Annotated in this window: 20 protein-coding genes; 18 read left to right on the forward strand and 2 right to left on the reverse strand. The window is 59.9% G+C overall.

Annotated features, from left to right (window positions below; genetic code table 11):
• Positions 1-297 precede the first annotated feature (297 nt).
• The 12 genes from VE23_RS17030 (at position 298) to VE23_RS17085 (ending at position 13971) form a co-directional block, all read left to right on the forward strand.
• Positions 298-1962: a GspE/PulE family protein gene (locus VE23_RS17030; protein WP_048746274.1), complete on the forward strand. Its 1665-nt coding sequence runs from the start codon at positions 298-300 to the stop codon at positions 1960-1962.
• Positions 1963-2059: 97 nt separating this feature from the next.
• Positions 2060-3103, forward strand: coding sequence for a type IV pilus twitching motility protein PilT (locus tag VE23_RS17035; RefSeq protein ID WP_049868639.1), 1044 nt, complete (start codon positions 2060-2062; stop codon positions 3101-3103).
• 3 nt (positions 3104-3106) lie between these two features.
• Positions 3107-4315, forward strand: a complete 1209-nt coding sequence (locus VE23_RS17040) for a type II secretion system F family protein (RefSeq protein WP_049868640.1) — start codon at positions 3107-3109, stop codon at positions 4313-4315.
• Between the two features lie 26 nt (positions 4316-4341).
• On the forward strand, positions 4342-4899 hold the full coding sequence (locus VE23_RS17045; RefSeq protein WP_232316983.1) for a type II secretion system protein: 558 nt from the start codon (positions 4342-4344) through the stop codon (positions 4897-4899).
• Between the two features lie 13 nt (positions 4900-4912).
• Positions 4913-5683, forward strand: a complete 771-nt coding sequence (locus VE23_RS17050) for a prepilin peptidase (RefSeq protein ID WP_049868641.1) — start codon at positions 4913-4915, stop codon at positions 5681-5683.
• Between the two features lie 18 nt (positions 5684-5701).
• Positions 5702-7225, forward strand: coding sequence for a pilus assembly protein PilM (gene pilM / locus VE23_RS17055; RefSeq protein ID WP_048748567.1), 1524 nt, complete (start codon positions 5702-5704; stop codon positions 7223-7225).
• Positions 7209-8000: a type 4a pilus biogenesis protein PilO gene (gene pilO, locus VE23_RS17060; RefSeq protein ID WP_049868642.1), complete on the forward strand. Its 792-nt coding sequence runs from the start codon at positions 7209-7211 to the stop codon at positions 7998-8000. The genes pilM and pilO overlap by 17 nt, the downstream gene beginning before the upstream one ends.
• Before the next feature lie 434 nt (positions 8001-8434).
• Positions 8435-10930, forward strand: coding sequence for a stage II sporulation protein E (gene spoIIE / locus VE23_RS17065; protein WP_049868643.1), 2496 nt, complete (start codon positions 8435-8437; stop codon positions 10928-10930).
• 117 nt (positions 10931-11047) lie between these two features.
• Complete coding sequence (locus VE23_RS17070; RefSeq protein ID WP_049868644.1) at positions 11048-11842, forward strand: hypothetical protein; 795 nt, start codon at positions 11048-11050, stop codon at positions 11840-11842.
• Between the two features lie 170 nt (positions 11843-12012).
• Positions 12013-12381 carry a GntR family transcriptional regulator gene (locus VE23_RS17075; protein WP_049868645.1) on the forward strand — a complete coding sequence of 123 codons (369 nt, stop codon included), beginning with the start codon at positions 12013-12015 and terminating at the stop codon, positions 12379-12381.
• Between the two features lie 4 nt (positions 12382-12385).
• On the forward strand, positions 12386-13276 hold the full coding sequence (locus tag VE23_RS17080) for an ABC transporter ATP-binding protein (protein WP_049868646.1): 891 nt from the start codon (positions 12386-12388) through the stop codon (positions 13274-13276).
• Entirely contained in the window at positions 13273-13971 is a 699-nt protein-coding gene (locus tag VE23_RS17085; protein ID WP_048748572.1) for a hypothetical protein, read from the forward strand. Before VE23_RS17080 ends, VE23_RS17085 begins: the two co-directional genes overlap by 4 nt.
• Positions 13972-14046: 75 nt before the next feature.
• Here VE23_RS17085 and mgrA read toward each other — a convergent pair whose 3' ends face one another.
• Positions 14047-15039 carry an L-glyceraldehyde 3-phosphate reductase gene (gene mgrA, locus VE23_RS17090; protein WP_049868647.1) on the reverse strand — a complete coding sequence of 331 codons (993 nt, stop codon included), beginning with the start codon at positions 15037-15039 and terminating at the stop codon, positions 14047-14049.
• A 27-nt stretch (positions 15040-15066) separates the two neighbouring features.
• Positions 15067-15705 (reverse strand): DUF1349 domain-containing protein, encoded by a 639-nt coding sequence (locus VE23_RS17095; protein WP_049868648.1) that lies wholly within the window; start codon positions 15703-15705, stop codon positions 15067-15069.
• Between the two features lie 347 nt (positions 15706-16052).
• Here VE23_RS17095 and VE23_RS17100 point away from each other — a divergent pair, with 347 nt between their 5' ends.
• From VE23_RS17100 to hpt, 6 genes are all read left to right on the forward strand, one after another.
• Positions 16053-16877 (forward strand): AraC family transcriptional regulator, encoded by an 825-nt coding sequence (locus tag VE23_RS17100; RefSeq protein ID WP_049868649.1) that lies wholly within the window; start codon positions 16053-16055, stop codon positions 16875-16877.
• 143 nt (positions 16878-17020) lie between these two features.
• Positions 17021-18055: an NADH:flavin oxidoreductase/NADH oxidase gene (locus VE23_RS17105; RefSeq protein ID WP_049868650.1), complete on the forward strand. Its 1035-nt coding sequence runs from the start codon at positions 17021-17023 to the stop codon at positions 18053-18055.
• An 89-nt stretch (positions 18056-18144) separates the two neighbouring features.
• The gene (locus VE23_RS17110; protein WP_048749060.1) at positions 18145-18870 is read left to right on the forward strand and encodes a vWA domain-containing protein; all 726 of its coding nucleotides are present in this window, start codon (positions 18145-18147) and stop codon (positions 18868-18870) included.
• Entirely contained in the window at positions 18854-19792 is a 939-nt protein-coding gene (locus VE23_RS17115) for a protein kinase domain-containing protein (RefSeq protein ID WP_049868651.1), read from the forward strand. The genes VE23_RS17110 and VE23_RS17115 overlap by 17 nt, the downstream gene beginning before the upstream one ends.
• 142 nt (positions 19793-19934) lie before the next feature.
• Positions 19935-21386 (forward strand): tRNA lysidine(34) synthetase TilS, encoded by a 1452-nt coding sequence (gene tilS, locus VE23_RS17120; protein WP_069202491.1) that lies wholly within the window; start codon positions 19935-19937, stop codon positions 21384-21386.
• A gap of 54 nt (positions 21387-21440) precedes the next feature.
• Positions 21441-21980 carry a hypoxanthine phosphoribosyltransferase gene (hpt, locus tag VE23_RS17125; RefSeq protein ID WP_021878939.1) on the forward strand — a complete coding sequence of 180 codons (540 nt, stop codon included), beginning with the start codon at positions 21441-21443 and terminating at the stop codon, positions 21978-21980.
• Positions 21981-22009 lie beyond the last annotated feature (29 nt).

Raw genomic sequence — 22009 nt, forward strand, 5'->3', positions numbered from 1 at the left:
TCTCCTTCCGAATGTCGAGAATTTTATAGGAAATATAGACTAATTTAGGTATCTAAGATTATAATTCAAATGCCTAAATAAGGATATATTTCGGCAAAAAATAGTTCTAGATAGCTGATATCCCCTTCAAATCAGAAGTAATTATGAGAATGTATAACGATATATCAATATTCTCTAAATGTTATTTCACATTCCGTCCTGAAAATAGAGTTAAATTTCAGACCTAAGACCTAAAAAAAACGATTCCAATTGCCGAATCACTACTACATAGAGCAACGGACGGAGGGCGGAGCAGGCATGAGCATGGGGAAAAAGAGGCTGGGCGACCTGCTTGTGGAGAGCGGCGTCATTACGGAGGCGGAGCTTCAGGAAGCGCTGCGAGAGCAGGGGAAATCCAAGCAGAAGCTTGGGGACCTTCTGATCGCGCAGGGATATATTACGGAGCAGCAGCTCATCGAAGTGCTGGAGTTCCAGCTTGGCATCCCGCATGTCAGCTTGTTCAAATATCAGATCGACCCTTCGATCGCCCAGATCATTCCGGAGAGCCTTGCCCGCCGCTATCAGGTCATTCCGCTGCATAAGGAAGGCGGCAAGCTGATGGTCGCCATGGCGGACCCGCTCGACTACTTCGCGATCGAGGAGCTGCGGATGAGCACCGGCTTCCGGATCGAGCCGGCGATCTCCAGCAAGGAGGAGCTGAACCGGGCGATCGCCCGGTTCTACGGCTTGCAGGATTCCATGAGCCAGATCATGGGCGACCTGCCGCTGCAGGAAGACATTGGAGAAATGGAGATCACCGACGAGGACTCACCGGTCGTGCGCCTGGTAAACGGCATGATTCAGCAGGCGGTCCAGCTCCAGGTATCCGACATCCACGTCGATCCCGGCGAGAGCCAGGTCGTCATCCGCTACCGGATCGACGGCATGCTGCGTTCGGAGCGGGTCATTCCGAAGCAGATGCAGGGCTTCATTACGGCACGTCTCAAGATCATGGCCCGGCTCAACATCGCGGAACGCCGGCTGCCTCAGGACGGACGCATCAAGATGCAGGTGGATTACCGCACCGTCGATATCCGCGTCTCGTCGCTTCCGACGATACACGGCGAAAAGCTCGTGCTCCGGATTCTGGATCTCAGCGTCGGCGTCAAGGGCATCGACCAGCTCGGCTTCAGCGCTCCGAACTACAGCCTCTTCAAAGGCATGGTGGAGTCGCCTTACGGCATCGTGCTTCTGACCGGGCCTACCGGCAGCGGCAAAACGACGACCCTCTACTCTGCGCTCCAGCATCTCAACAAGGACAGCGAAAACATCATCACCGTCGAGGATCCGGTCGAGTACCAGCTTGACGGCATCAACCAGGTCCACGTCAATCCGGCGATCGGCCTGACGTTCGCGGCCGGCCTGCGCTCGATTCTCCGGCAGGATCCCAATATCGTCATGGTCGGGGAAATACGGGATTCGGAGACGGCGGAGATCGCCATCCGCGCCTCGCTCACGGGCCATCTCGTGCTGTCGACGCTGCATACGAACGACGCGGTCAGCACGGTGACCCGGTTCCGGGACATGGGCATCGCCCCTTACCTGATTGCCAGCTCGCTCGTCGGCGTCGTCGCGCAGCGGCTCGTGCGCCGGGTGTGCCCCGACTGCAGGCAGGCGCATGCGCCGACGGAGCAGGAAGCCATCCTGCTCCGCAGCTACGGCGTGGAGACGGATACGCTGTATCGCGGCGCCGGCTGCGGCAGCTGCAGCAAGACCGGCTACCGCGGACGGATCGCCATCCACGAGGTGCTGGCCGTCTCGGACGAGCTGCGCCGGATGATCGGCAGCGAGGCGTCGGTGCTGGAGCTGCGAGCCGCTGCGGAGCGGGCCGGGCTGACGGGCCTCCTGCAGGATGGCATGGAGAAGGTGCGTCAGGGTCTGACCACGCTCCAGGAGGTCATGCGCGAGGCGGTCATGCAGTAAGAGCAAGAGGCCTTCTTTAAGAAGCGAAGAGGCTCCGCGTTGTCGACATGGGGAACGGGAAGGAACCGAGAAAGAGCATGAGACAGGAGAGATGGCGATGAAGCAGCCGCTGGACAGGATGCTGGAGCTGCTTGGCGAAGCCCGCCGCAGAGGAAGCTCCGATCTTCATTTGTCGCCCGGCGCGCCTCCGATGCTGAGGACGGCCGGACGGCTGGAGAGCTGGGGAGCGCCGCTCACCGCTGCGGAGGCGGAGGCGATGATCCTGCCGCTGCTCGGCAGCGGGATGGAGACCAGCCTCCGCGAGCAAGGCGAGGCCGATCTCGCTTATGAAGCCGATGGGACGAGGTTCCGCCTCCATGCGTTCCGGCAGCGGGGAGGCATCAGTCTCGCCGCGCGGGTCATCCCGGCCTCTGTGCCTTCGCTGGAAGAGCTCGGAGTGCCTGTCATCGCCCGGGAGTGGGCGGAGCGCCGCCAAGGGCTGCTGCTCGTCACCGGTCCGACGGGAAGCGGCAAGTCGTCCACGCTGGCTTCGTTGATCGGACATATCAACCGGACGTCGAGCCGCCATATCGTGACGCTGGAGGATCCGGTCGAGTACGTCCATCCCCATGGAAAGTCCCTGATCGATCAGCGGGAGGTCGGAATCGACACAGCCAGCTTCGAGAGCGGACTGCGCGCGGCGATGCGGGAGGCGCCGGATGTCATCCTGGTCGGCGAAATGCGAGATCCGGAGACGATGGCCGCCGCTCTGACGGCGGCGGAGACGGGCCATCTCGTCCTGTCGACGCTGCATACGGCCGACGCGCCGCAGACGGTGGACCGGATCATCGATTCGTTTCCGGCATCCAGGCAAGGGCAGATCCGCTCCCAGCTCGCCTCGCTGCTCATTGCGGTGCAGTCGCAGCGGCTGCTGCGGCGCGCGGACGGCACGGGCCGTCTGTGCGCGGCGGAGATCATGGTGAATACACCGGCAGTGGCGAACCTGATCCGGACGGAGAAGGTTCATCAGCTCCGCAGCGTCATGCAGACCGGCAGGGCGCAAGGCATGTGCACGCTGGAGGGGAGCGTGCGGACGCTGCTCCAGCAGGGATTGGCCGATCCGGCGGAAGCCAGGGCTTATTTGAGCGAAAGGGGCGAGTGACGCTTGGCGCAATTTCAATATCACGTCAAGAGCGGCAGCGGCAAGCAGCTGAAGGGCATGCTCACGGCGATGGACAAGCCGTCCGCCATGGAAGAGCTGCGGCGGCGCGGCCTCATCGTCCTTTCGCTGGATGAGCATCGGAACACCGTCCTCAACATGGACATCTATATCGGCAATCCGGTCAAGACGGCTCACTTCATCGTCTACTGCCGCCAGTTCGCCACCCTGATCCGCGCCGGAGTCACCATCGTGGATGCGACCGAGATTCTCGCGCAGCAGACGGAGAGCAAGGCGCTGCGCAAGGCTTTGCAGGATGTGCACTCCGCCCTGCTGAGGGGCACCTCGTTTTCCCAGGCCGCGCAGGATCACAAGCGGATTTTTCCGGTCATGTTCACGAGCATGATTCGGGCCGGCGAAGAATCCGGCGACCTGGAAGGGACGCTTGAGAGGCTGGCGACCTTCTTCGAGAAGGGGCATGTGACGCGGGAGAAGATCAAGTCGGCGCTCACGTATCCCGTCATTGTCGGCATTCTGGCAATCGCGGCGGTCGTGTACCTGCTGAAGGCGATCGTGCCGCAGTTCGTCGCGATGTTCGAGTCGATGAACGCGGAGCTGCCGGCGATCACCAAGATCGTCATGGCGATGAGCAAAAGCGTCGAGAACCAGTGGTACATCTGGATCCTCGTCGCGATCGTGCTTGTCGGCGGGGTATACGGCATTTCGCGGACGGAGCGGGGCGGCTACGGTCTCGATTACCTCAAGCTCAAGATGCCGGTATTCGGCAAGCTGCAGCAAAAGGGCGCTATCGCCCAGGTGTCGCGAACGCTGTCCTCGTTGTATGCAAGCGCGGTTCCGATGCTCCAGTCTCTCCACATCGTGGAGGAGGCGGTCGGCAACCGGGTCATTGCCGGGTATCTGCGCAAATCGGCGGACTCGTTGAGGCGGGGCAACCCGCTGTCGGAGCCGCTCAAGAAGGCATGGGTGTTCCCGCCGCTGGTGACGCAGATGATCGCGATCGGCGAGGAGACCGGGGCGCTCGACCAGATGCTCGCCAAGGTGGCGGACTTTTACGAGATGGACGTCGACAACACCGTCGACCGGCTGAAGTCGCTGATCGAACCGCTGCTGATCGTGTTCCTGGCGGGAATCGTAGGGCTGATTGTCGCGGCGATCATGCTGCCGATGTTCAGCTTGTACGGGCAGATGGGATAGACAACAAGAATGAATGACATAGATGGATGGGCAGCTTGGAAGGCAAGGCGGGGCATGCAGTGAACCCTGATGCCCTTGAGAATGACAACAAAATGAATATGGGAGTGATCGAGATGACAGCAGTATTGAAACGTCTGAAGAAGGATGAGAAGGGCTTCACGCTGATCGAGCTTTTGGCGGTTATCGTTATTTTGGGTATTATTGCGGCGATTGCGATTCCTGTAATCAGCAATATCATGAATAAGTCTAGAGAGAAATCGGATATTGCGACAGCTCAGCAAATTTATGATGCTGCTAGGATGTATATTGCTACAGAGAATAACGGTGATTTTAAAAGTAAATCTATTAATGTTGTTACGGAATTAATGGCGAAAAATTATTTGGATTCTAATTTGACTCTTCCTAGCACCAAGGAAAAAATTAAAGCGGGAGAAGTTAAATTCGATACGAATGGAAATTTGCTATATGTAGGAATCAGTGCTAATGATGAAACTATTTCGGATGATGAAAAATATACTCCGGAAAAGCTAAAAGATGGAAAGTCCTCCTCTGGAGGTACCTCCAATAACAACTCCAATACCTAATGTTTGAATCATCATGTTCTTAATCATCGCCCTCTACCTCTTCCTCCTAGGCCTCGCCTGCGGCTCGTTCTTCAACGTCGTCGGCCTGCGCGTGCCGCTCGGCCAGTCGCTCGTCGCGCCGCCGTCGAGCTGCCCGTCCTGCGGGCAGCGGCTCGCCGCGCGGGACCTCGTGCCCGTGCTGAGCTATGCGCTCAGCCGGGGACGCTGCCGACACTGCGCTGCGCCGGTGTCGGCGCTCTATCCGGCCGGCGAGCTGGCGGCCGGCCTGCTGTTCGTCTGGGCCTACCTCCGGTTCGGCCTGACGGCACAGGGGGCGATCGGCGCGCTGCTGGCCAGCCTCGCCGTCATCGTCACCGTGTCGGACATCCGCTATATGCGGATCCCCAACAAGGTGCTGCTGGCTTTTGCGCCGGTGCTTCTGGCGCTGCGCATTCTCTACCCCGGCGAGCATTCCATCCTCTATTACCTGCTGGGCGCATTGGCCGGCGGAGGCCTTCTGCTCGCCGTCGCCTTGATCAGCCGGGGAGGGATGGGCCTCGGCGACGTCAAGCTGCTCGCGGTGATCGGCCTCGCGCTCGGCTGGCCGGGAACGCTGCTGGCGCTCATGATCGGCAGCCTGGCAGGCACGATCGGCGGGAGCATCCAGCTCCGGGCCGACAAACGAAGCGGCGACGGAAGTGCCCGGCAGCCGATTCCGTTCGGGCCGTACCTGGCGCTGGGCGCGCTCATTGCCTACGGCTGCGGAGATGCGCTGATTGACGGTTACCTGAATTTATTTACGTAGCGGGAAGTGATGATACCTATGCTCGCAATGGGCAGCAAGCGGATCGGGATGACGGTGGACGCCTCCGGAATCCGGTATGCGACTCTACGGAAGAAAAATGGATGGGAGATCGAGAAGACCGGCTTCTACCCGTTCCCGCCCGGGCTCATCGAGCAGGACGGAATCATCAATGGCGAAAGCCTGCGCATCTCCATCCGCCAATGGGCCAAGGAGGAGCGGCTGCAGGGGGCTTCGGCCATTCTCGCCGTGCCGACTTCCCAGGTCATCGTCCGGCGGCTTACGATTCCGGCGGTGAATGACAGGGAGCTTCGCGAGCTCATCCACCTCGAGGTGGAGACGGCGATGCATCTTCCCTTCGACAATCCCGTCTATGATTACGTGCCGGTCGTTCGCGGAGAGGAGACAACGCAGGTTCTCGTCTACGCAGCTCCGCGCAGCTGGATCGATCCGCTCGTCTCCATGCTCCGGGAAGCCCGGATCAAGGTTGTCGGCACGGGCATCGCGGCGACGGCCATCCAGGGAGCGGTGAATCCGCTCAACCTGGAGCCGCCTTCGGGACATATGTACATTCATCTCAAGGGCGCTTCGGTGGAAATCGCCATGTTCCATGAGGGAAATCCCGTCTTCATCCGTTCCATTGACGAAGACGGAACCTCGGAAGGGCTGAGCGGCCTGCGCGTCGGAGAGCTGACGGCCGAAATCTCGCGGATGCTCAGCTTCTACCAGTTCGGCATCCATGAAGGAAGCTACAAGATTACGAAGGGCATCCTGTCCGGCGGAGGCGACAGCGCCAAGACGCTGCTGAACGCCTTGCGCCAAGCGCTGCCTGACGTGGACTTCTATGAAACGGGAGCGGCCTCCATCGCGGCCGGGATGGATTCCGACATCGCCGAGAACTATATGGTGCCCGGCGGCCTGCTCGTCCGGAGCGACTCGGTTCGGAGGCTGACGCTGCTTCCCCGCATCGACCGCGAGACCCGCTATGCCCCGCTGGTCGTGTCGCTGATCGCGGTCGCCTGGATCGCTTGCGCCGCTTTGTCCATCTACGGCTATACGGCTGCTGCAGCAGACGCGTCCCGCAAGGAAGAGCGGAAGCTCGCCTTGAGCCAGGAGCAGCTTGCCCTTCAGCGGCAGATCAGCAAGGCAGGCAGCTCCGCGGCAAGCGGCTCCGATCCTTATGAGCTAGCCGAGCAGCTGCGCGCCTCCAAGCAGGATGTCGCCGCTCTGGCCCGCGGTCTGGAGGAAATCCTGCCGCCTGCTTCCCGGCTCATCAACTTCCGGTATGCCAAGGGCGGCCAGCTCCTCGTCGACGTCCGGATGGCGGCGCTGGGCGATGCCTCGAAATACCTGTTCGATCTTCGGAGGGTTTCCTGGATCGCCCATGCGGAGATGAACACGATCGCTGCCGCCGACTCGGGAGCCGTCCTTGGCTCGGGCGATACCCCAACCGCTTCGGCCTTCACCGTTTCTTTTTCCATCCGTATCCTGCCGGCCGATCAACAGCAAGGGAAGGAGGCGACAGCCGATGGCACGGCGCCGTAATACGCTTATCCTGCTGACGGCGGTCATTCTGTTCCTGCTTCTGCTGCTGTACGCCTTCTACTTCGTCAAGCCGGCCTTTGACAAGTCCGCGGCTATGGATGGAGAGATCGCCCAGCAAGAGAGGCTGACCGAAGTGCTGCGCAAGAAGCTGGCGGAAAAACAGACTGCAGCCGAAACCCGTCCTGTCGACGGCGTCCAGGGAGCGCTGCCTTACTGGGACAACACCGAGCAGCTGGCGCTTGATCTCGAGCGGATCGGCACCGAGGCCAAGGTGAGCCATGCTTCGCTGAGCTTCACCGGCGATTTGTCCGCGTCGGAGCCGCTGGTCGGACGCAGCGGGACGGCAGCCGAAACCGCCAGCGTCCAAGGCGCTGTCTCCGGCTCCGAAGCGGGCTCGGCGGCGGCGCCTGATGCCTCCGCTTCATCCGATCCTCTGACGGCTGCCGCGGAGGGCCAGTCGGCCTCGCCGGAAGGGGCTGCCCCAGATCAGGCCGGCCAAGCCCAAGCGGCAGCGGCCGAACCCCGCAAGCTGCAGGTCGCTGCGGTAATCAAGGGAAGCTACGAGTCCATATTGGCTTACGTGGAGCAGGTGAACCTCATGGAGCGGATCACGACCGTCGACTCGCTCGAGATTGCCCGAGGCGCCTCCGGCTCGGAGGACGGACGGGAGCTGACCGTGAACTTCGCCTTCACGGCTTATTTCGATCCTTCCTACGGCAGCCAGGTGGAGAGCGCGCTGCTCCCTTACGCCGATTCTTCCGCACCTTCTCACTAATAGGCACCAAGCTCCAACTCCAGCCGGTCCTCCAGGACCGGCTTTTTCGCGTCCTTTCGGCCCCGAAGCTTCGACTCCGGCATGCCTTCTTTCGCCTTATACCCGATTATGCCAAAAACTTTTCCCCTGATCTCCTTCAATCCCGACAGGCGCCACCTCCATTCGACGCGTTAAGCAATGAACTAAATCCCGTTAAGAATCTTCCAGAAGGTGGAATTTGTTACATGGCCTGCAACGTATGGGGGCTGCCGCGAAGCCCGCCGCCTCAAGCGCGGCAAGCTTTCTCGCCTGACGCCGACAATCGCGCGCGGTGCATTCGCCAAGCCGGAGGTTTTGTCGGAAAAAACTTTTGGCACGGACCCTTGTTCTGACAAACTTTCTTAAAACGGCCCTCTATAATCAGACCTACACAAAGCGGAAATGGTGGTGCCGGTATGAAGGAAAAGGCCAACATCGTCCTGTTCCCGGGACAGCAGCGGACAAGCCGTACGGCGGACGCGCTGCGCAAAGGAAAGGAAAGGGCCGCATCGCTGAGGGCGGTGCAGCTGGTCGCCTCGAAGAGGTGGACGATCCTGCTGGCTCTGGTCGGGTTCCTGCTCGGAAGGGCGGTCATTCTGGAAAATTTGATGCCGTTCGCTCCCGCGTACTTCGCGGTCATCTTCTTCCTCCGAAGGGATGTATACAAGCTGGCGGCCGTGTCGCTGGTCGCGGGAAGCCTGCTGGCGGCGACGCCGAGCGCCATCCCGATCGCGATGGAGATCGCGGTGCTGTTCCTGCTCCTCAAGGGGCTGGAAATGTACGAGAAGGCGGAGCTGTCCCAGGCCCCGATTCTCGTCTTCGTCGCCACGCTGGTCGTGAAGCTGTTCGGGGCGTTCGTGCACTCTACGCTCGGCTGGTACGACCTGATGATGGTCGGCGTGGAATCGGCTCTGGCATTCGTGCTGACGCTCGTGTTCGTCCAGGCGATCCCGGTGCTGACGCTCACCCGCAAGAGCAATGCGCTCAAGAATGAGGAGATCATCTGCCTCATGATCCTGATGGCGTCGGTGATGACCGGCGCGGTCGGATGGAGCGTCTCGGGCTTGTCCCTGGAGCATGTGCTCTCCCGCTACATGCTGCTGCTGTTCGCGCTGGCGGGCGGAGCCCCGCTCGGCGCTTCGGTCGGCGTCGTCGCCGGGCTCATTCTCAGCCTCGCCAACCTCAATGCGATCGTGCAGATGAGCCTGCTCGCGTTCTCCGGCATGCTGGCCGGGCTGATGAAGGAAGGCGGCCGGATGGCCGTTGCTTTCGGGATGCTGCTCGGTTCCTCCATTCTCTCTATTTATATAGGAGGCCAGACGGATGTGATGGCCAGCACCTGGGAGTCGGTCGCAGCGGCGGCGCTGTTCCTGCTCACCCCCAAGATCGTGGTGAAGACGATCTCCCGGTATGTGCCCGGCACGAGCGAGCATGTGAAGTCCCAGCATGAATATGCGAAAAGAGTGCGGGAAGTGACGGCCCAGCGGGTCACGCAGTTCTCGGAGGTGTTCCGCCAGCTGGCGAGCAGCTTTGGACAGCTCAATACGCCGGCGGCGCAGAAGCCCGCGGAGGAAGAGATCCAGCATTTCATGAATGCCGCGTCCCAGAAGGTCTGCTCGAACTGCCACCGCAAGGATATGTGCTGGAACGGCAAGTTCTACGACACCTATAAGATGATGACGGAAATGATGACGGCGGTGGACGAGGGCCATGACGGAATCCGGAAGGACAAGCCCCGCACCTGGACGAGCCATTGCAGCAAGACCCACCTGGTGATGGCGGCGCTGCAGCAGCAGCATGAGCGGTACAAGCATGATCTTCATTGGAAAAAGCAGATCTTCGAATCGCGCCAGCTCGTTGCGGATCAGCTGAGCGGCGTGTCGCAGATCATGGAGGATCTTGCCCGCGAGATCCAGAGGGAAGGCCAGACGCTTCATCTGCAGGAGGAGCAGATCCGCGACGCGCTGGAATCGCTGGGGCTGTCCATACACGGACTCGATATTATCAGCCTGGAGGAAGGAAATGTTGAGATTGAGGTGTACCACACGTTCCCGAAAGGGCATGACGAAAGCCGCAAAATCATCGCGCCGCTGCTTAGTGATATCCTGGGCGAGCATGTCGCGGTGAAGGCGGAGCGGAATCCCGCCAAGCACGGGGAGCCGAACCTGGTCGTTTTCGGTTCCGCCAAGGAGTACGAGATCGAGACGGGCATCGCCGGTGCGGCCAAGGGCGGCGACCTGCTGTCGGGAGACAGCTTCAGCACCGTCGAGCTCGGCAACGGCAAGTTCGCTGTCGCCATCAGCGACGGCATGGGCAACGGGGAGCGGGCGCGGCTGGAGAGCAGCACGGCGCTCAGCATCCTGCAGCAGCTGCTGCAGTCCGGCATGGACGAGCAGCTGGCGATCAAGTCGGTCAATTCGGTGCTGATGCTCCGATCGCCGGATGAGATGTTCGCCACGGTCGACGTGGCTCTGATCGATATGTATACGGCCCATACGACGTTCATGAAGATCGGGTCGACGCCAAGCTTCATCAAGAGGGGCCAGGAGGTCATTCCGGTAGCCGCCAACAACCTGCCGATCGGCATTTTGCAGGAGATCGACGTCGATCTCATCAGCATGCAGCTTCAGCCGGGGGATACGCTCATCATGATGACGGACGGAATCTACGATGCGCCGGGCCATGCGGTGAACAAGGAGCTGTGGATGAAAAGGGTGATCCAGGAGATGCAGACGACGGACCCCCAGGAGATTGCCGATACGCTGCTGGAACGGGTCGTTCGCCACTACAAAGGCGAGATTGTCGACGACATGACGGTCGTCGTGGCGAAGATCGAGAAGCATGTGCCGGAGTGGGCGTCCTTCCGCTGGCCGGGAGTGAACAAGTTCGAGCGTCCCCGCACGGTGAGCTGAAGACGTTTGTATTTCCCTATCCGGCTTCCTGCGCCTATGAGCAGGCGTTGACCATCTGACCTATCCGGCTCCCATGCGGAGCGTCATAAACCCACTTAATTAGGAGGAACAATTCTCATGGCGATATCCATCCGTAAAAACCCAAGCGGTGCCCGTTCACGCAAAAAGCGCGAGAATCTGCTCATGAAGCAGCTTCAAAGGCTGGAGGAGATCCAGCGGCAGGAAGAAGAAGCCCGCAAGATGGAGGAAGAGCGCCGCCGCGAGGCGGAACGGGCCAAGCGCCGCGAGGAGGAGCTGAGGCTCGAGGAGCTGCGCTTGCAGGAGATGCTGCTGAGGGAAATGGACCGGATGCGCCTGCGGACCGACCGCAAGCGCGGCAAGCGGCTGTGGACGGCGGAGGAGCGGATGGCGCAGCGCATCTTCGCAGCGGCTCTGATGGAGACGGCTGCAGCGTCGGCAGCCGCCCATAAGGCGGAGCAGAGCGGGTACGCCGAAGGCAGGATGGAGGTGCTGTCCGCAGGCGGCGGCAAGCCGGGACCTCGGCAGGCAGCCTCCACGGCGAGAGAGCGGCAGCCTGAGCTGGTGACCCTGCAGGGCGGCCTTGTCGTCAAGTCCGGCCGGGACGTCCAGATTATTAAATCGACGGGATGCCATGACGTCCAAGGGAAGACGGCGGTGGACGGTTCCGGCGCATCCTTGCCGAAGATGCTCAAGAGAGAGGCTTCGGCCGCCCAGCCTCATGTCTCATCAAGTGCCGTACAGCTTGCGAAGGCTCCCGCGGGACGGCGGCGAACAGCCGGGCTCCGCGACCGCCGAATGCGATGCAGGCCCGCCAGAAGCCCATGCCTGGACAGCGGCCGCCGCGGCTCCGCCAGGAACAAGAGCGAGGAGGTGGCAGCAGAGCGAGAGTAGCTTTGACTCCATAACCGCCTCCCTTCATGCAGGCAAGGCGTTCCCATAAACCAGACCGGCAGCCCCCATTCGGGCTGCCGGTTTTTTTTGCATATGCACCTCTTGACATTGGACGGCATAGGTTATATGGTTAGTTACATGAGTAATTAACCAATTGGGTGGTGGGCAAATTGACATTTCCGGTGGATGACGGCCGCCCGATCTTCCAGCAGGTTGCCGAGCGGATCGAGGACGACATCGTCGACGGGAGCCTGGCGGAGGAAGCGCAGGCGCCTTCGACCACGCATTTCGCCCAGTTCTACGGCATCAATCCGGCGACGGCGGCCAAGGGAGTGAATGTATTGGTGGATCAAGGCATTCTCTACAAGAAGAGAGGGATCGGCATGTTCGTCTCGGAGGGTGCGCGGGAGAAGCTGCTGGCGCGCAGGCGGCACCAGTTCTACGAGCAGTATGTCGTGCCATTGCTGCAGGAGGCGGAGAAGCTGGGCATCAGCGGAGAGCAGCTCGCTTCGCTCATTACGGAGAAAGGGAGGGGTTGATGACATGCATGCCGCGGAACTGAAGGGGCTTACGAAAAGCTATGGCGGGCAGCACGCGCTGGACGGCATCACGCTGAAGATGGAGGAGAACCGCATCTACGGACTGCTCGGCCGCAACGGAGCGGGCAAGACGACGCTTATGCATGTGCTGACCGCCCAGCTGTTCGCCACATCGGGAGAAGTCAAGGTGTTCGGCAGCGATCCCTTCGAGAACGAAGAGGCGCTCCGCAAAATCTGCTTCATTAAAGAGAGCCAGAAGTACCCCGAGAACTTCCGCGTGTGCGACGTGCTGGCCGTGGCATCGTCGCTGTACCCGCGCTGGAGCGCGGAGACGGCGGAGCAGCTGCTCAAGGAGTTCCGGCTGCCGCAGAACAAGCGCGTGAAGAAGCTTTCCCGCGGCATGCTGTCGGCTGTCGGCATTATCGTCGGCCTGGCCAGCCGCGCCGAGCTGACGCTGTTCGACGAACCCTATCTCGGGCTGGATGCGGTCGCGCGGGAAATTTTCTACCGCAATCTGATCCAGGAATACGCCGAGCTCCCCCGCACGATCGTGCTTTCTTCCCATCTCATCGATGAAGTGAGCGGGCTCTTGGAGCACATCTATCTGATCGACCGCGGCCGGCTCATTCTGGACGAGGAAGCGGAGCTGCTTCGGTCGCGTGCCTACAGCGTGGCGGGTCCAGCAGCCAAGGTGGACGCCTTCCTCGGTGGCCGCAGCGTGCTGGGCAAGGAGCAGCTGGGAGGCTTCCTCCGCGCTTCCGTGCTCGGAGAGCTTGGAGAAGGAGGCATGGCGGCAGCGAAGACGGCCGGTCTGGAGGCGGCGCCGCTCAGCCTGCAGCAGCTGGTCGTCCAGATGACCGGAAATGAAGCCGGATACGAGGAGGGGTCGGCATGAAAAGCCGAACGGCAACCGTAGCGCTCATGCATGCCAGGGACAAGTGGACCTGGCTGTTCATTCCCTGGATGGTGCTCCTGTCCAGCTTTATCGTCAATTTCACGATTGGACTCATCGCGCGGCCGGAGAATTTCACGACGGGCGGGCTGATGTCCATCCTGATCTATATGCTGGTGGCGGGCATCGTCGTCATCCACCAGACGTTCTCTTTCGCGCTCGGCCTATGCATCACGCGCCGCAGCTATTTTGCCGGGACTGTCGCGGCAGCCGGCGGGTACATTCTCCTCTCGGCCGTGCTGCTGGCCGTGCTGCTTCTGCTGGAGCAGGCGACCGAGGGATGGGGAGTCGGACTCCACTTCTTCGAGCTCCCTTACCTCAGCGATTCCGGAGCGGGGCTTGCGCTGTGGACGTTTTTCATCCTGCTGCTGTTCATGTTCTTTGGGGGCTTGACGATCGGAAGCCTGTTCCGCCGCTTCGGCAAGCAGGGACTGCTGTTCTTCTTCCTCGCAGCGACGCTCGGCTTCGGGGGCTGGACGGCGGTCGTGACGGCCATGGACTGGTGGCGGGGAGTCGGCGGCTGGCTCATGAAGCTCGACTTCACGATCGTCCAGACGACATTCCTCCTGCTCGCCTGCACGTTGGCGCTGGCCGCCGTCTCGTATATGCTGCTCCGGCGTTCTACCGTTCAGGCGTAGAAAATCGAAAAGAGGCTGTCCCATTAAGTCGCCAACAATGACTTATGAGACAGCCTCTTCTAGCAGAGACAAAGGTTACGATTTCAAAATGTCATCGATTTTTTGCAGTTCCTCCGTGCTGAATTCAAGGTTGTCTAGAGCGGCAACATTTTCTTCGATTTGGCTTACTTTGCTCGCTCCGATCAGCGCAGAGGTTACTCTGCCGCCGCGAAGCACCCAAGCAAGAGACATTTGCGCGAGGCTTTGTCCGCGTGCGGCCGCCACCTCATTCAGTTTTCTCACCTTCTGGACCGTCTCTTCCTTGACGTCGTTCTCGCGAAGAAACGTGTTCGGCTTTGCTGCTCTGGAGTCGCTCGGAACCCCCGACAAATAGCGGCTTGTCAACAGCCCTTGAGCCAGCGGACAGAAGGCGATGCTCCCTGTACCGTTTTCTTCAAGCACATCAAGCAGACCATCCTCCACCCAACGATTGAGCATCGAGTAGGAAGGCTGATGAATGAGCATCGGCGTGCCGAGCTGCTTCAAAATCCGGATGGCTTCGGCCGATTGTTCGGGGCTGTAGCTTGAAATGCCTACGTAAAGCGCTTTCCCTTGACGAACGACTTGATCGAGCGCCGCCATCGTTTCTTCCATTGGTGTTTCCGGGTCCGGTCGATGAGAGTAGAAAATATCGACGTAGTCCAGCCCCATCCGTTTCAAGCTTTGGTCCAAGCTGGCAATCAGGTACTTCTTGGAACCCCATTCTCCGTAAGGGCCTTCCCACATCCCATATCCGGCTTTCGTCGAGACGACGAGCTCGTCCCGATAAGGTTTCAAATCCTTGCGCAGCACTTCGCCGAACGTTTCTTCTGCAGATCCTGGAGGCGGCCCATAATTGTTGGCCAAATCGAAATGCGTAATTCCCAGATCGAAAGCCCGGAGCAGCATGGCTCGGGAATTTTCGAACCTGTCGACGCCCCCGAAATTATGCCACAAGCCGAGCGAAATTCCGGGGAGCTTAAGTCCGGACTTTCCGGTGCGGAAATATTTCATGGATCCGTAGCGGTTGTTGTTTGCTTGATAAGGCACGATATCACGATCCTTTCATCTTTGCGCTTATTCTAGAGTAAGGTCAGTTGCAACAGCCGTGACGGCAGCTTCACTTGCATGTGAAGTAATTGCCAGACCTAAATAACATTCATGAGGAAGCTTCATCGCAAATTGAGTATAGCGCTTCCAAGACCGGCCGTCCGAGCTGTGAAATGCCGTGAATTCGTCGCCGCTCCGTTTCAGACGCAGCCATGCATCCGGATATTGGACAGGGAACTCCGGCGGCACCGTTGTATAATCATCCGGATAGATTGCAACGCTATCGCCGCCCGCTGTCTCGCGGTATTGAAACTCGCAGCCTCCGTTGTTTTTATTTCGCAGGCTGTTATCGGGAAATGCCATCATATATACGTGAGGGCTGTCGGCGTCCAGAGCTGCACGAGCCATTATCCCCGCCTTCGTATATAAGTGGGGCATGTCCAGCGACTTCAAACGGACTTTAAAATCAAAGTCGCCTGTATGAACGACATAGGCAAAATGGAACTGATCTCTGACACCCCATATGTCTTCGCCGCCCGCGACAATTTCGTAACGTCCATCTTGCTGTTTGAACGAACCTTGTATCGAAGGGTCTCCAATATTCGCGCTTGATAAGATGATATTTCCCACATCGATCCCTCGATCCAATTTATAGTATTCAGCCATCTTCCAAAACCTGCAGGATCTAAATCCAGCAAATCCGCTTACGATATGTTGAAGGATGCCGACCCAATTGAACGTGATGCCCTGCTCCGATTCTCAATTGCATTCCAGAAACATTCGAATTGCCGGTCGGTACGCCCGACGTGTCCCGTTCTCAGGCTTTGATTGAGACGAGGTCCATTCTTTTTTGAATCCACCCGTCTTGGGGAACCTTCCCCTATGCAGTTCCCGGTTTAATCTCCTCCCATCTGTGCTTAATCAAAAATAAAGGAAGCGAAGGAATAATTCCATGTTGTCATGAAAGATTAATATGGCATAATGAAAGGAATTGTTGATGAGGGGGAGTCGAAATGGATACCGGGTTTGACTTGCTTTATCATTATCACGGCAAGAAATCCGGCTGTCCTGGTCATAACTGGGGGCCTGGGATCAAGGACCACTATAAGTTCCATTTCATTCATTCCGGAAAAGGCGTGTTCAAGGCGGACGGGAAGACCTGGTCTCTGGGCAGGGGGCAAGGCTTTTTGATTTACCCCGATTCGGTATCCCAATATACCGCCGACGAAACGGATCCGTGGGTTTGTTCGTGGCTGGCGTTCAGCGGCAGCTCTGCGGAACCCTTGCTTGCGGAAATTAATTTGACGCGAGACAATCCCATATTCTTCGCTGCAGACTACTCGTGGTTTGAGACGTTCATCCATGCATTTGATGCTCATAGCGCATATAGTCCAAGCTTGGCATTTGCCCGCCAAAGTTCGCTATACCGCTTTTTCAAAGAGCTTGCCGACCTTGCTGTTATCGCGCAGCGAAACCAGAGCGGTAGGCCGCAGGGCCAGAAAGAGCGGTATATCCGTCAAGCATTAGGGTATGTGCATATGAATTTCGGCAACCGGATTTACATATCCGACATCGCGCTTAACGTCGGCATCGATCGGATTTACCTGGCAAGCCTGTTCAAGGAAGCCTTATCCATGTCGCCACAGGACTATCTGATGAATTACCGAATGGAGAAAGCCTGCGAACTGCTTCGCGACTCCCGTTTGTCGATCGCCGACATTGCGCGCTCCGTCGGTTATGAGGATCCGCTTCTCTTTTCCAAAATGTTCAAGAAGAAAATAGGAATACCGCCCCGGAATTTTCGAACGATCAGGTCTATTCAAAATCATGCCGAATAATAGGAAGAAATAACTAGAGGCCGTTGTTGGCTATCCGCGTTCCCCTGCCGAGGGGAACGCGTTTTTTTATTTTGCCATCGGGATGGCATATAATAGAGACAAGTCGAATTTATCGGACAACAGAGAAAGAAGGAGAGAATGGAATGGCCAAGCTGTCGGACAAGATTACCCTGAGCAATCTCGAGCTGAAGAACCGGATCGTCATGCCGCCGATGTGCCAGTACTCGGTCGATGCCGAGGACGGAACGCCGAATGAATGGCATTATGTGCATTATGTATCGCGGGCGGTCGGCGGCACCGGGCTGATCATTATGGAAATGACCAATGTGGAGCCGGACGGACGGATTACGAACCGCTGCCTCGGCCTGTGGTCGGACGAGCAGATTCCGGCCTATAAGCGCATCGTGGACGAATGCCGGCGTTACGGCGCCAAGGTCGGCGTGCAGATCGCGCATGCCGGGCGCAAGGCGACCGATGCCGCTGTGCCGGTCAGCTCATCTCCGATTCCCGTCGAGCCGGAGGGCTGGAAGACTCCCCGGGAGCTGGCGACCGAGGAGGCGGAAGCCCAGGTGGAGCTGTTCCGTCAAGCCGCCCGCCGCGCGGTGGAAGCCGGGTTCGACACGATCGAGCTGCATGGCGCCCACGGGTATTTGATCCACCAGTTCCATTCCCCGTCTCTCAACCATCGCACGGACAAGTACGGACAGGACAAGATGCTCTTCGGCTGCGAGGTGATCCGGGCGGTCAAAGAGGTGCTGCCGGAAGGCATGCCGCTCGTCATGCGGATCTCGGCCTTGGAATACATCGCAGGCGGGTACGATCTGGATTACGGCGCCGAGCTGGCCCGCCGCTATCAGGAAGCCGGCGTCGACGTCTTCGATGTCTCCTCTGGCGGCGAAGCGCCTCCGGACGGCGATCTCAAGCCGGGCAACTACCCCGCCTATCAGGCTCCGATGGCCCGCAGGATCAAGGAGGCGACGGGCCTCCCGGTCATCGCTGTCGGCATGCTCGACGAGCCCGAAGTCGCTGCTGCGGTCGTCGGAACGGGCGATGCGGATCTGGCTGCGGTCGGACGAGCGATGCTGCGCAATCCTTACTGGGCGGTCGATGCCATCCTCAAGACGGAGGGCGGCCGCACGGAGCAGGCTCCCTACAAGCGAGGTTATCCTCTGCGTTAAGTTATGAATCCTTCCGGAATCGGGAAAGCTGGTAGATAGATAAGTTGATTTCTAGACTTACCTGCATCCCAAGTTCTGGAGGGTAAATCATGAAACAAATTCTGCTTATAACGGACGGCTGCTCCAATGTCGGCCTCAGCCCCGTCGTCGCTGCCGCCCAGGCGCTGTCGGACGGCATCACGGTGAATGTGGTCGGCGTGCTCGACGGCGGCGATCTCGGCGAATACGGAGCCAAGGAAATTCAGGAGATCGCCCATGCGGGCGGCGGCATGAGCCGGATGGCGAGCACCCGCCAGCTGTCGCAGACGGTGCAGATGATGACGCGCAAAACCGTCGTGCAGACGATTCAGCAGGTCGTTCAGAAGGAACTGAAGTCGGTGCTCGGCGGCGAAGGAGCCATCGAGGAGCTGCCGCCGGAGAAGCGCAGCGAGGTCGTGCGAGTCATGGACGAGCTCGGAGAGACGAGCAAGCTGCGGGTCGCGCTGCTCATCGACGCCAGCGCCAGCATGAAGCCCAAGATGGCGGCCGTGGAGGAAGCCATCCGCGACCTGATGCTCAGCCTGCAGTCGAGGCAGGGAATCAGCGAGCTGTCCGTCTTTCATTTCCCAGGCAATGGGCATGGCGACGACGCTTCCCTGGATCTGGACTGGACCACGAACCTGAGCGGCGTGCAGTCTCTGTTCCCCAAGCTGCAGATGCGCGGCACGACGCCGACGGGCCCCGCCCTGCTGCAGGTCATCGAGCATTATCGGGGCAGGGACGACCGGCGGCGGGGCGGCGAAGAGGACGGGATGATGAGTGGATACGTCGTTTAAGCTTCATTTGGATAAAGGCATGGTCATTACCGGCAAGTGGCGCAGGCGCCGCTACCGGGTCGAGCGCATGCTCGGAGAAGGGGCCAACGGCAAGGTGTATCTGGTCGAGCGGGACCGGCGCCTGCTGGCGCTGAAGGTCGGCGCGGACACGGTCGATCTGCAGTCGGAGATCAACGTGCTGCAGGCGCTGGAAGGCCGGGCCGGGAGCCGGGCCGAGCCCTTCCTGCACGACGTCGACGATCTGAAGCTCGCAGGCGGCAAGGAATATCCATTCTATGTGATGAAATATGTGCGGGGAACGAAGCTCCCCGCCTTTCTTGCTGCCCGGGGAGCGGAATGGTTTCCGATCGCGGGCTACAACCTTCTGCAGCGGCTGGCCGAGCTGCATGAGTCGGGATGGGCGTTCGGCGATCTCAAGATGGACAATATCCTTGCGGCCGAATACGGGCATGTGGAGCTGGTCGATTACGGCGGCGTGACAGCGTTCGGCAAGAGCATCCGCCAGTTCACGGAGATTTACGACCGCGGCTATTGGAATGCGGGCACCCGCGCCTCGGATGCGGCCTACGACCTGTTCTCCTTCGGGGTGCTATGCGTCCAGCTGTTTCAGGAAAAGGCGCTCTACCGCCATACGGCCGGCACCCTCCCGCAAAACCGCTCGCCGCAGGAGCTGCTCAAGCTGGCCTCGGAAAGCCCGGAGCTGCGTCCGTTCGCAGGGTGGCTGGAGAGGGCTTTTGCCGGCGGCTTCCGGAATGCGGAGGACGCGGGCGCGGCATGGAGCGTCGTCATGCGGCGGATCGGGACGGGGTGCGGCCCCAAGAAGCGGGCGGGCGCCGTGCCGGGCTGGACGAAGGCGCTGTTCCTGCTGTCGTCCGGAGCTCTCGCCGCGGTGCTGTACTGGCTGCTGCTCGGACAAGGCTAAGGAAAGGCGTTCTTCAAGCCGAATGACTGATTAGGTTCCAAAAAGAGGCTGTGAAGGACGGCTCGAAAGGCGCTCCGAACGTTGGTCAAAGGCGGAAAGCCGCGGGGCGGAAGGATGAAGCAAGCATCGGGAGGGCTGGAGCATGGAGAGGCTGGTCGAGGAGCTGGAGCGCGGATTCAAGGAAGGGCTCTGGGAACGGGGGGCGGCGATCGTCGTCGCCGTCAGCGGCGGACCGGATTCCATGGCTTTGCTGCATGCGTTCCATGCAGCTGCCGGACGCTGGGAGCTGCGGCTTGGAGCGGCCCACGCGAATCACGGCTTCAGGCCGGAGGAGTCCAGGTCCGAGCATGAGGGAGTGCGGGCTTTTGCCGAACGGCTCGGCATCCCTTTTTATTCCGCGGAGCTGGATGTGCCGGCTTATCTGGAGAGCAGAGGCGGCAACAAGCAGGATGCGGCGCGCAAGCTGCGCTACAAGTTCCTGCATGAAGCTGCGGCAGCTCACGGGGCGTCGGCGATCGCGCTTGCCCACCATGCGGACGACCAGGCGGAAACCGTTCTGATGCGGATCATCCGGGGCACGGCGCCGTCCGGCCTTGCGGGCATTGCGCCCCGGCGCAGCGAAGGAGGAGTGGAACTTATCCGTCCTCTCCTGCGTATAGGCAAGTCGGACCTCCTGGATTACTGCCGCCGCTTCGGCGTTCCTTCCTTCACGGACAGCAGCAACGAGCATCCGGATTACTTCCGCAACGCCGTGCGGCTCGAGGCGATTCCTTCGCTGGAGCGTTTCAACGCGCGGCTCCGGCCGTCGCTGTGCCGGCTTGCCGAGGCCGCCTCGGCGGAGGCGGATTTCCTGGACCGGGAAACGGAGTCCCTCCACCGGTCTCTGGTCGCCTCCACCGCAGCCGGAATGACGATGCGGGGCGCGGATTTGGCGGGTCTCCACGTCGCTTTACAAAGGAGATTGATTAAACTAATATTAGATTATCTCGCTCTGGAAAAGGAACCCACCGGGTTTGAAGAGGTGGAGAATATACGTCTTGGCGCACTGGCGGCGGAGCCGTCCAACTGGCGCATCGACCTCTCCCGCGGACTGCGCTTTCGCCGGGAGTACGGGCAGCTCTCCTGGGAGCGGCGCCCCGCCGAGAAGGCAGCCCTGGAGGAACGCGAGGCTCCGCTGGACGGACGGCTCGTGCTTGAAGAGGCGGGCCTTCTGTTTGCATTCCGGACGCTGGAAGATCTGGACGGGCGGGCGGTCGCGCAGGCGGCGCAGGCTGGCCCGCACCGCGCCGTATTCGACCTGGACAAGCTGTCGCTTCCTCTTGCCGTGCGGCCCCGCAGGGCGGGCGACCGGATGAGCGCGATGGGACTAAACGGCACCAAAAAGGTGCAAGATATGTTCGTTGACGCCAAGGTTCCGCCTTCCCGCAGGGGCTTGCTGCCGCTTCTGTGCGACGGCGAGGGCAGAATTCTTTGGATTCCGGGCATCCGCCGCTCGGCGGATGCCGCGGCGGAGCCGGGCAGCCGGCGGCTGCTCGTCGTCGAATCGGCGCCGATTCCGGCCCGCGGCTTCGGCGGCGAAGAGAATGGAGAATAACCAGGCTTATTGGATTCATAAATATAGGATTAAGGTCATCGGGAGGAACACAACTTGCATAACGACATTCAAGAGATTCTGCACAGCGAGGAAGAGATCCAGAGGAAGGTCAAGGAGCTCGGAGAGATTCTGACCGGCGATTACGAAGGCCGCAACCCGCTTGTCATCTGCGTGCTCAAGGGTGCGTTTATTTTCATGGCGGACCTGGTTAAGGAAATACGCGTGCCTCTGGAGATGGACTTCATGGCCGTATCGAGCTATGGAGCTTCCACGAAATCCTCCGGGGTCGTCAAGATCATCAAGGATCTGGACGTATCCGTGGAAGGCCGCGACGTGCTGATCGTCGAGGACATCATCGACAGCGGGCTTACGCTCAGCTATCTGATCGACGTGCTGGAGCGGCGCAACGCCAAGTCCGTCACGGTCGTCACGCTCTTCGACAAGCCGTCGGGCCGCTCGGTCGATCTCGATGCCGACTATACCGGCTTCACGCTGCCGGATGCTTTCGTCGTCGGATACGGCCTCGACTATGCGGAATACTACCGCAATCTCCCTTACATCGGCATCCTGAAACCGGAAGTCTACACCAAATAGCCACTTTGCGATTTCCCTTGCCTGCCCTG

This window comes from Paenibacillus sp. D9 (assembly GCF_001188365.1).
Lineage (GTDB): Bacteria > Bacillota > Bacilli > Paenibacillales > Paenibacillaceae > Paenibacillus_O > Paenibacillus_O humicus.

What these genes read in the sequence shown, in the direction of transcription:
- pilO (WP_049868642.1), top strand. Translation starts at nt 7,209, where the DNA reads ATGGCACGGCGCCGTAATACGCTTATCCTGCTGACGGCGGTCATTCTG.
- pilM (WP_048748567.1), top strand. Translation starts at nt 5,702, where the DNA reads ATGCTCGCAATGGGCAGCAAGCGGATCGGGATGACGGTGGACGCCTCC.
- VE23_RS17080 (WP_049868646.1), top strand. Translation starts at nt 12,386, where the DNA reads ATGCATGCCGCGGAACTGAAGGGGCTTACGAAAAGCTATGGCGGGCAG.
- VE23_RS17100 (WP_049868649.1), top strand. Translation starts at nt 16,053, where the DNA reads ATGGATACCGGGTTTGACTTGCTTTATCATTATCACGGCAAGAAATCC.
- VE23_RS17110 (WP_048749060.1), top strand. Translation starts at nt 18,145, where the DNA reads ATGAAACAAATTCTGCTTATAACGGACGGCTGCTCCAATGTCGGCCTC.
- VE23_RS17035 (WP_049868639.1), top strand. Translation starts at nt 2,060, where the DNA reads ATGAAGCAGCCGCTGGACAGGATGCTGGAGCTGCTTGGCGAAGCCCGC.
- VE23_RS17030 (WP_048746274.1), top strand. Translation starts at nt 298, where the DNA reads ATGAGCATGGGGAAAAAGAGGCTGGGCGACCTGCTTGTGGAGAGCGGC.
- VE23_RS17070 (WP_049868644.1), top strand. Translation starts at nt 11,048, where the DNA reads ATGGCGATATCCATCCGTAAAAACCCAAGCGGTGCCCGTTCACGCAAA.
- spoIIE (WP_049868643.1), top strand. Translation starts at nt 8,435, where the DNA reads ATGAAGGAAAAGGCCAACATCGTCCTGTTCCCGGGACAGCAGCGGACA.
- tilS (WP_069202491.1), top strand. Translation starts at nt 19,935, where the DNA reads ATGGAGAGGCTGGTCGAGGAGCTGGAGCGCGGATTCAAGGAAGGGCTC.
- VE23_RS17050 (WP_049868641.1), top strand. Translation starts at nt 4,913, where the DNA reads ATGTTCTTAATCATCGCCCTCTACCTCTTCCTCCTAGGCCTCGCCTGC.
- VE23_RS17045 (WP_232316983.1), top strand. Translation starts at nt 4,342, where the DNA reads ATGGGCAGCTTGGAAGGCAAGGCGGGGCATGCAGTGAACCCTGATGCC.
- VE23_RS17085 (WP_048748572.1), top strand. Translation starts at nt 13,273, where the DNA reads ATGAAAAGCCGAACGGCAACCGTAGCGCTCATGCATGCCAGGGACAAG.
- VE23_RS17105 (WP_049868650.1), top strand. Translation starts at nt 17,021, where the DNA reads ATGGCCAAGCTGTCGGACAAGATTACCCTGAGCAATCTCGAGCTGAAG.
- VE23_RS17095 (WP_049868648.1), bottom strand. Translation starts at nt 15,705, where the DNA reads ATGGCTGAATACTATAAATTGGATCGAGGGATCGATGTGGGAAATATC.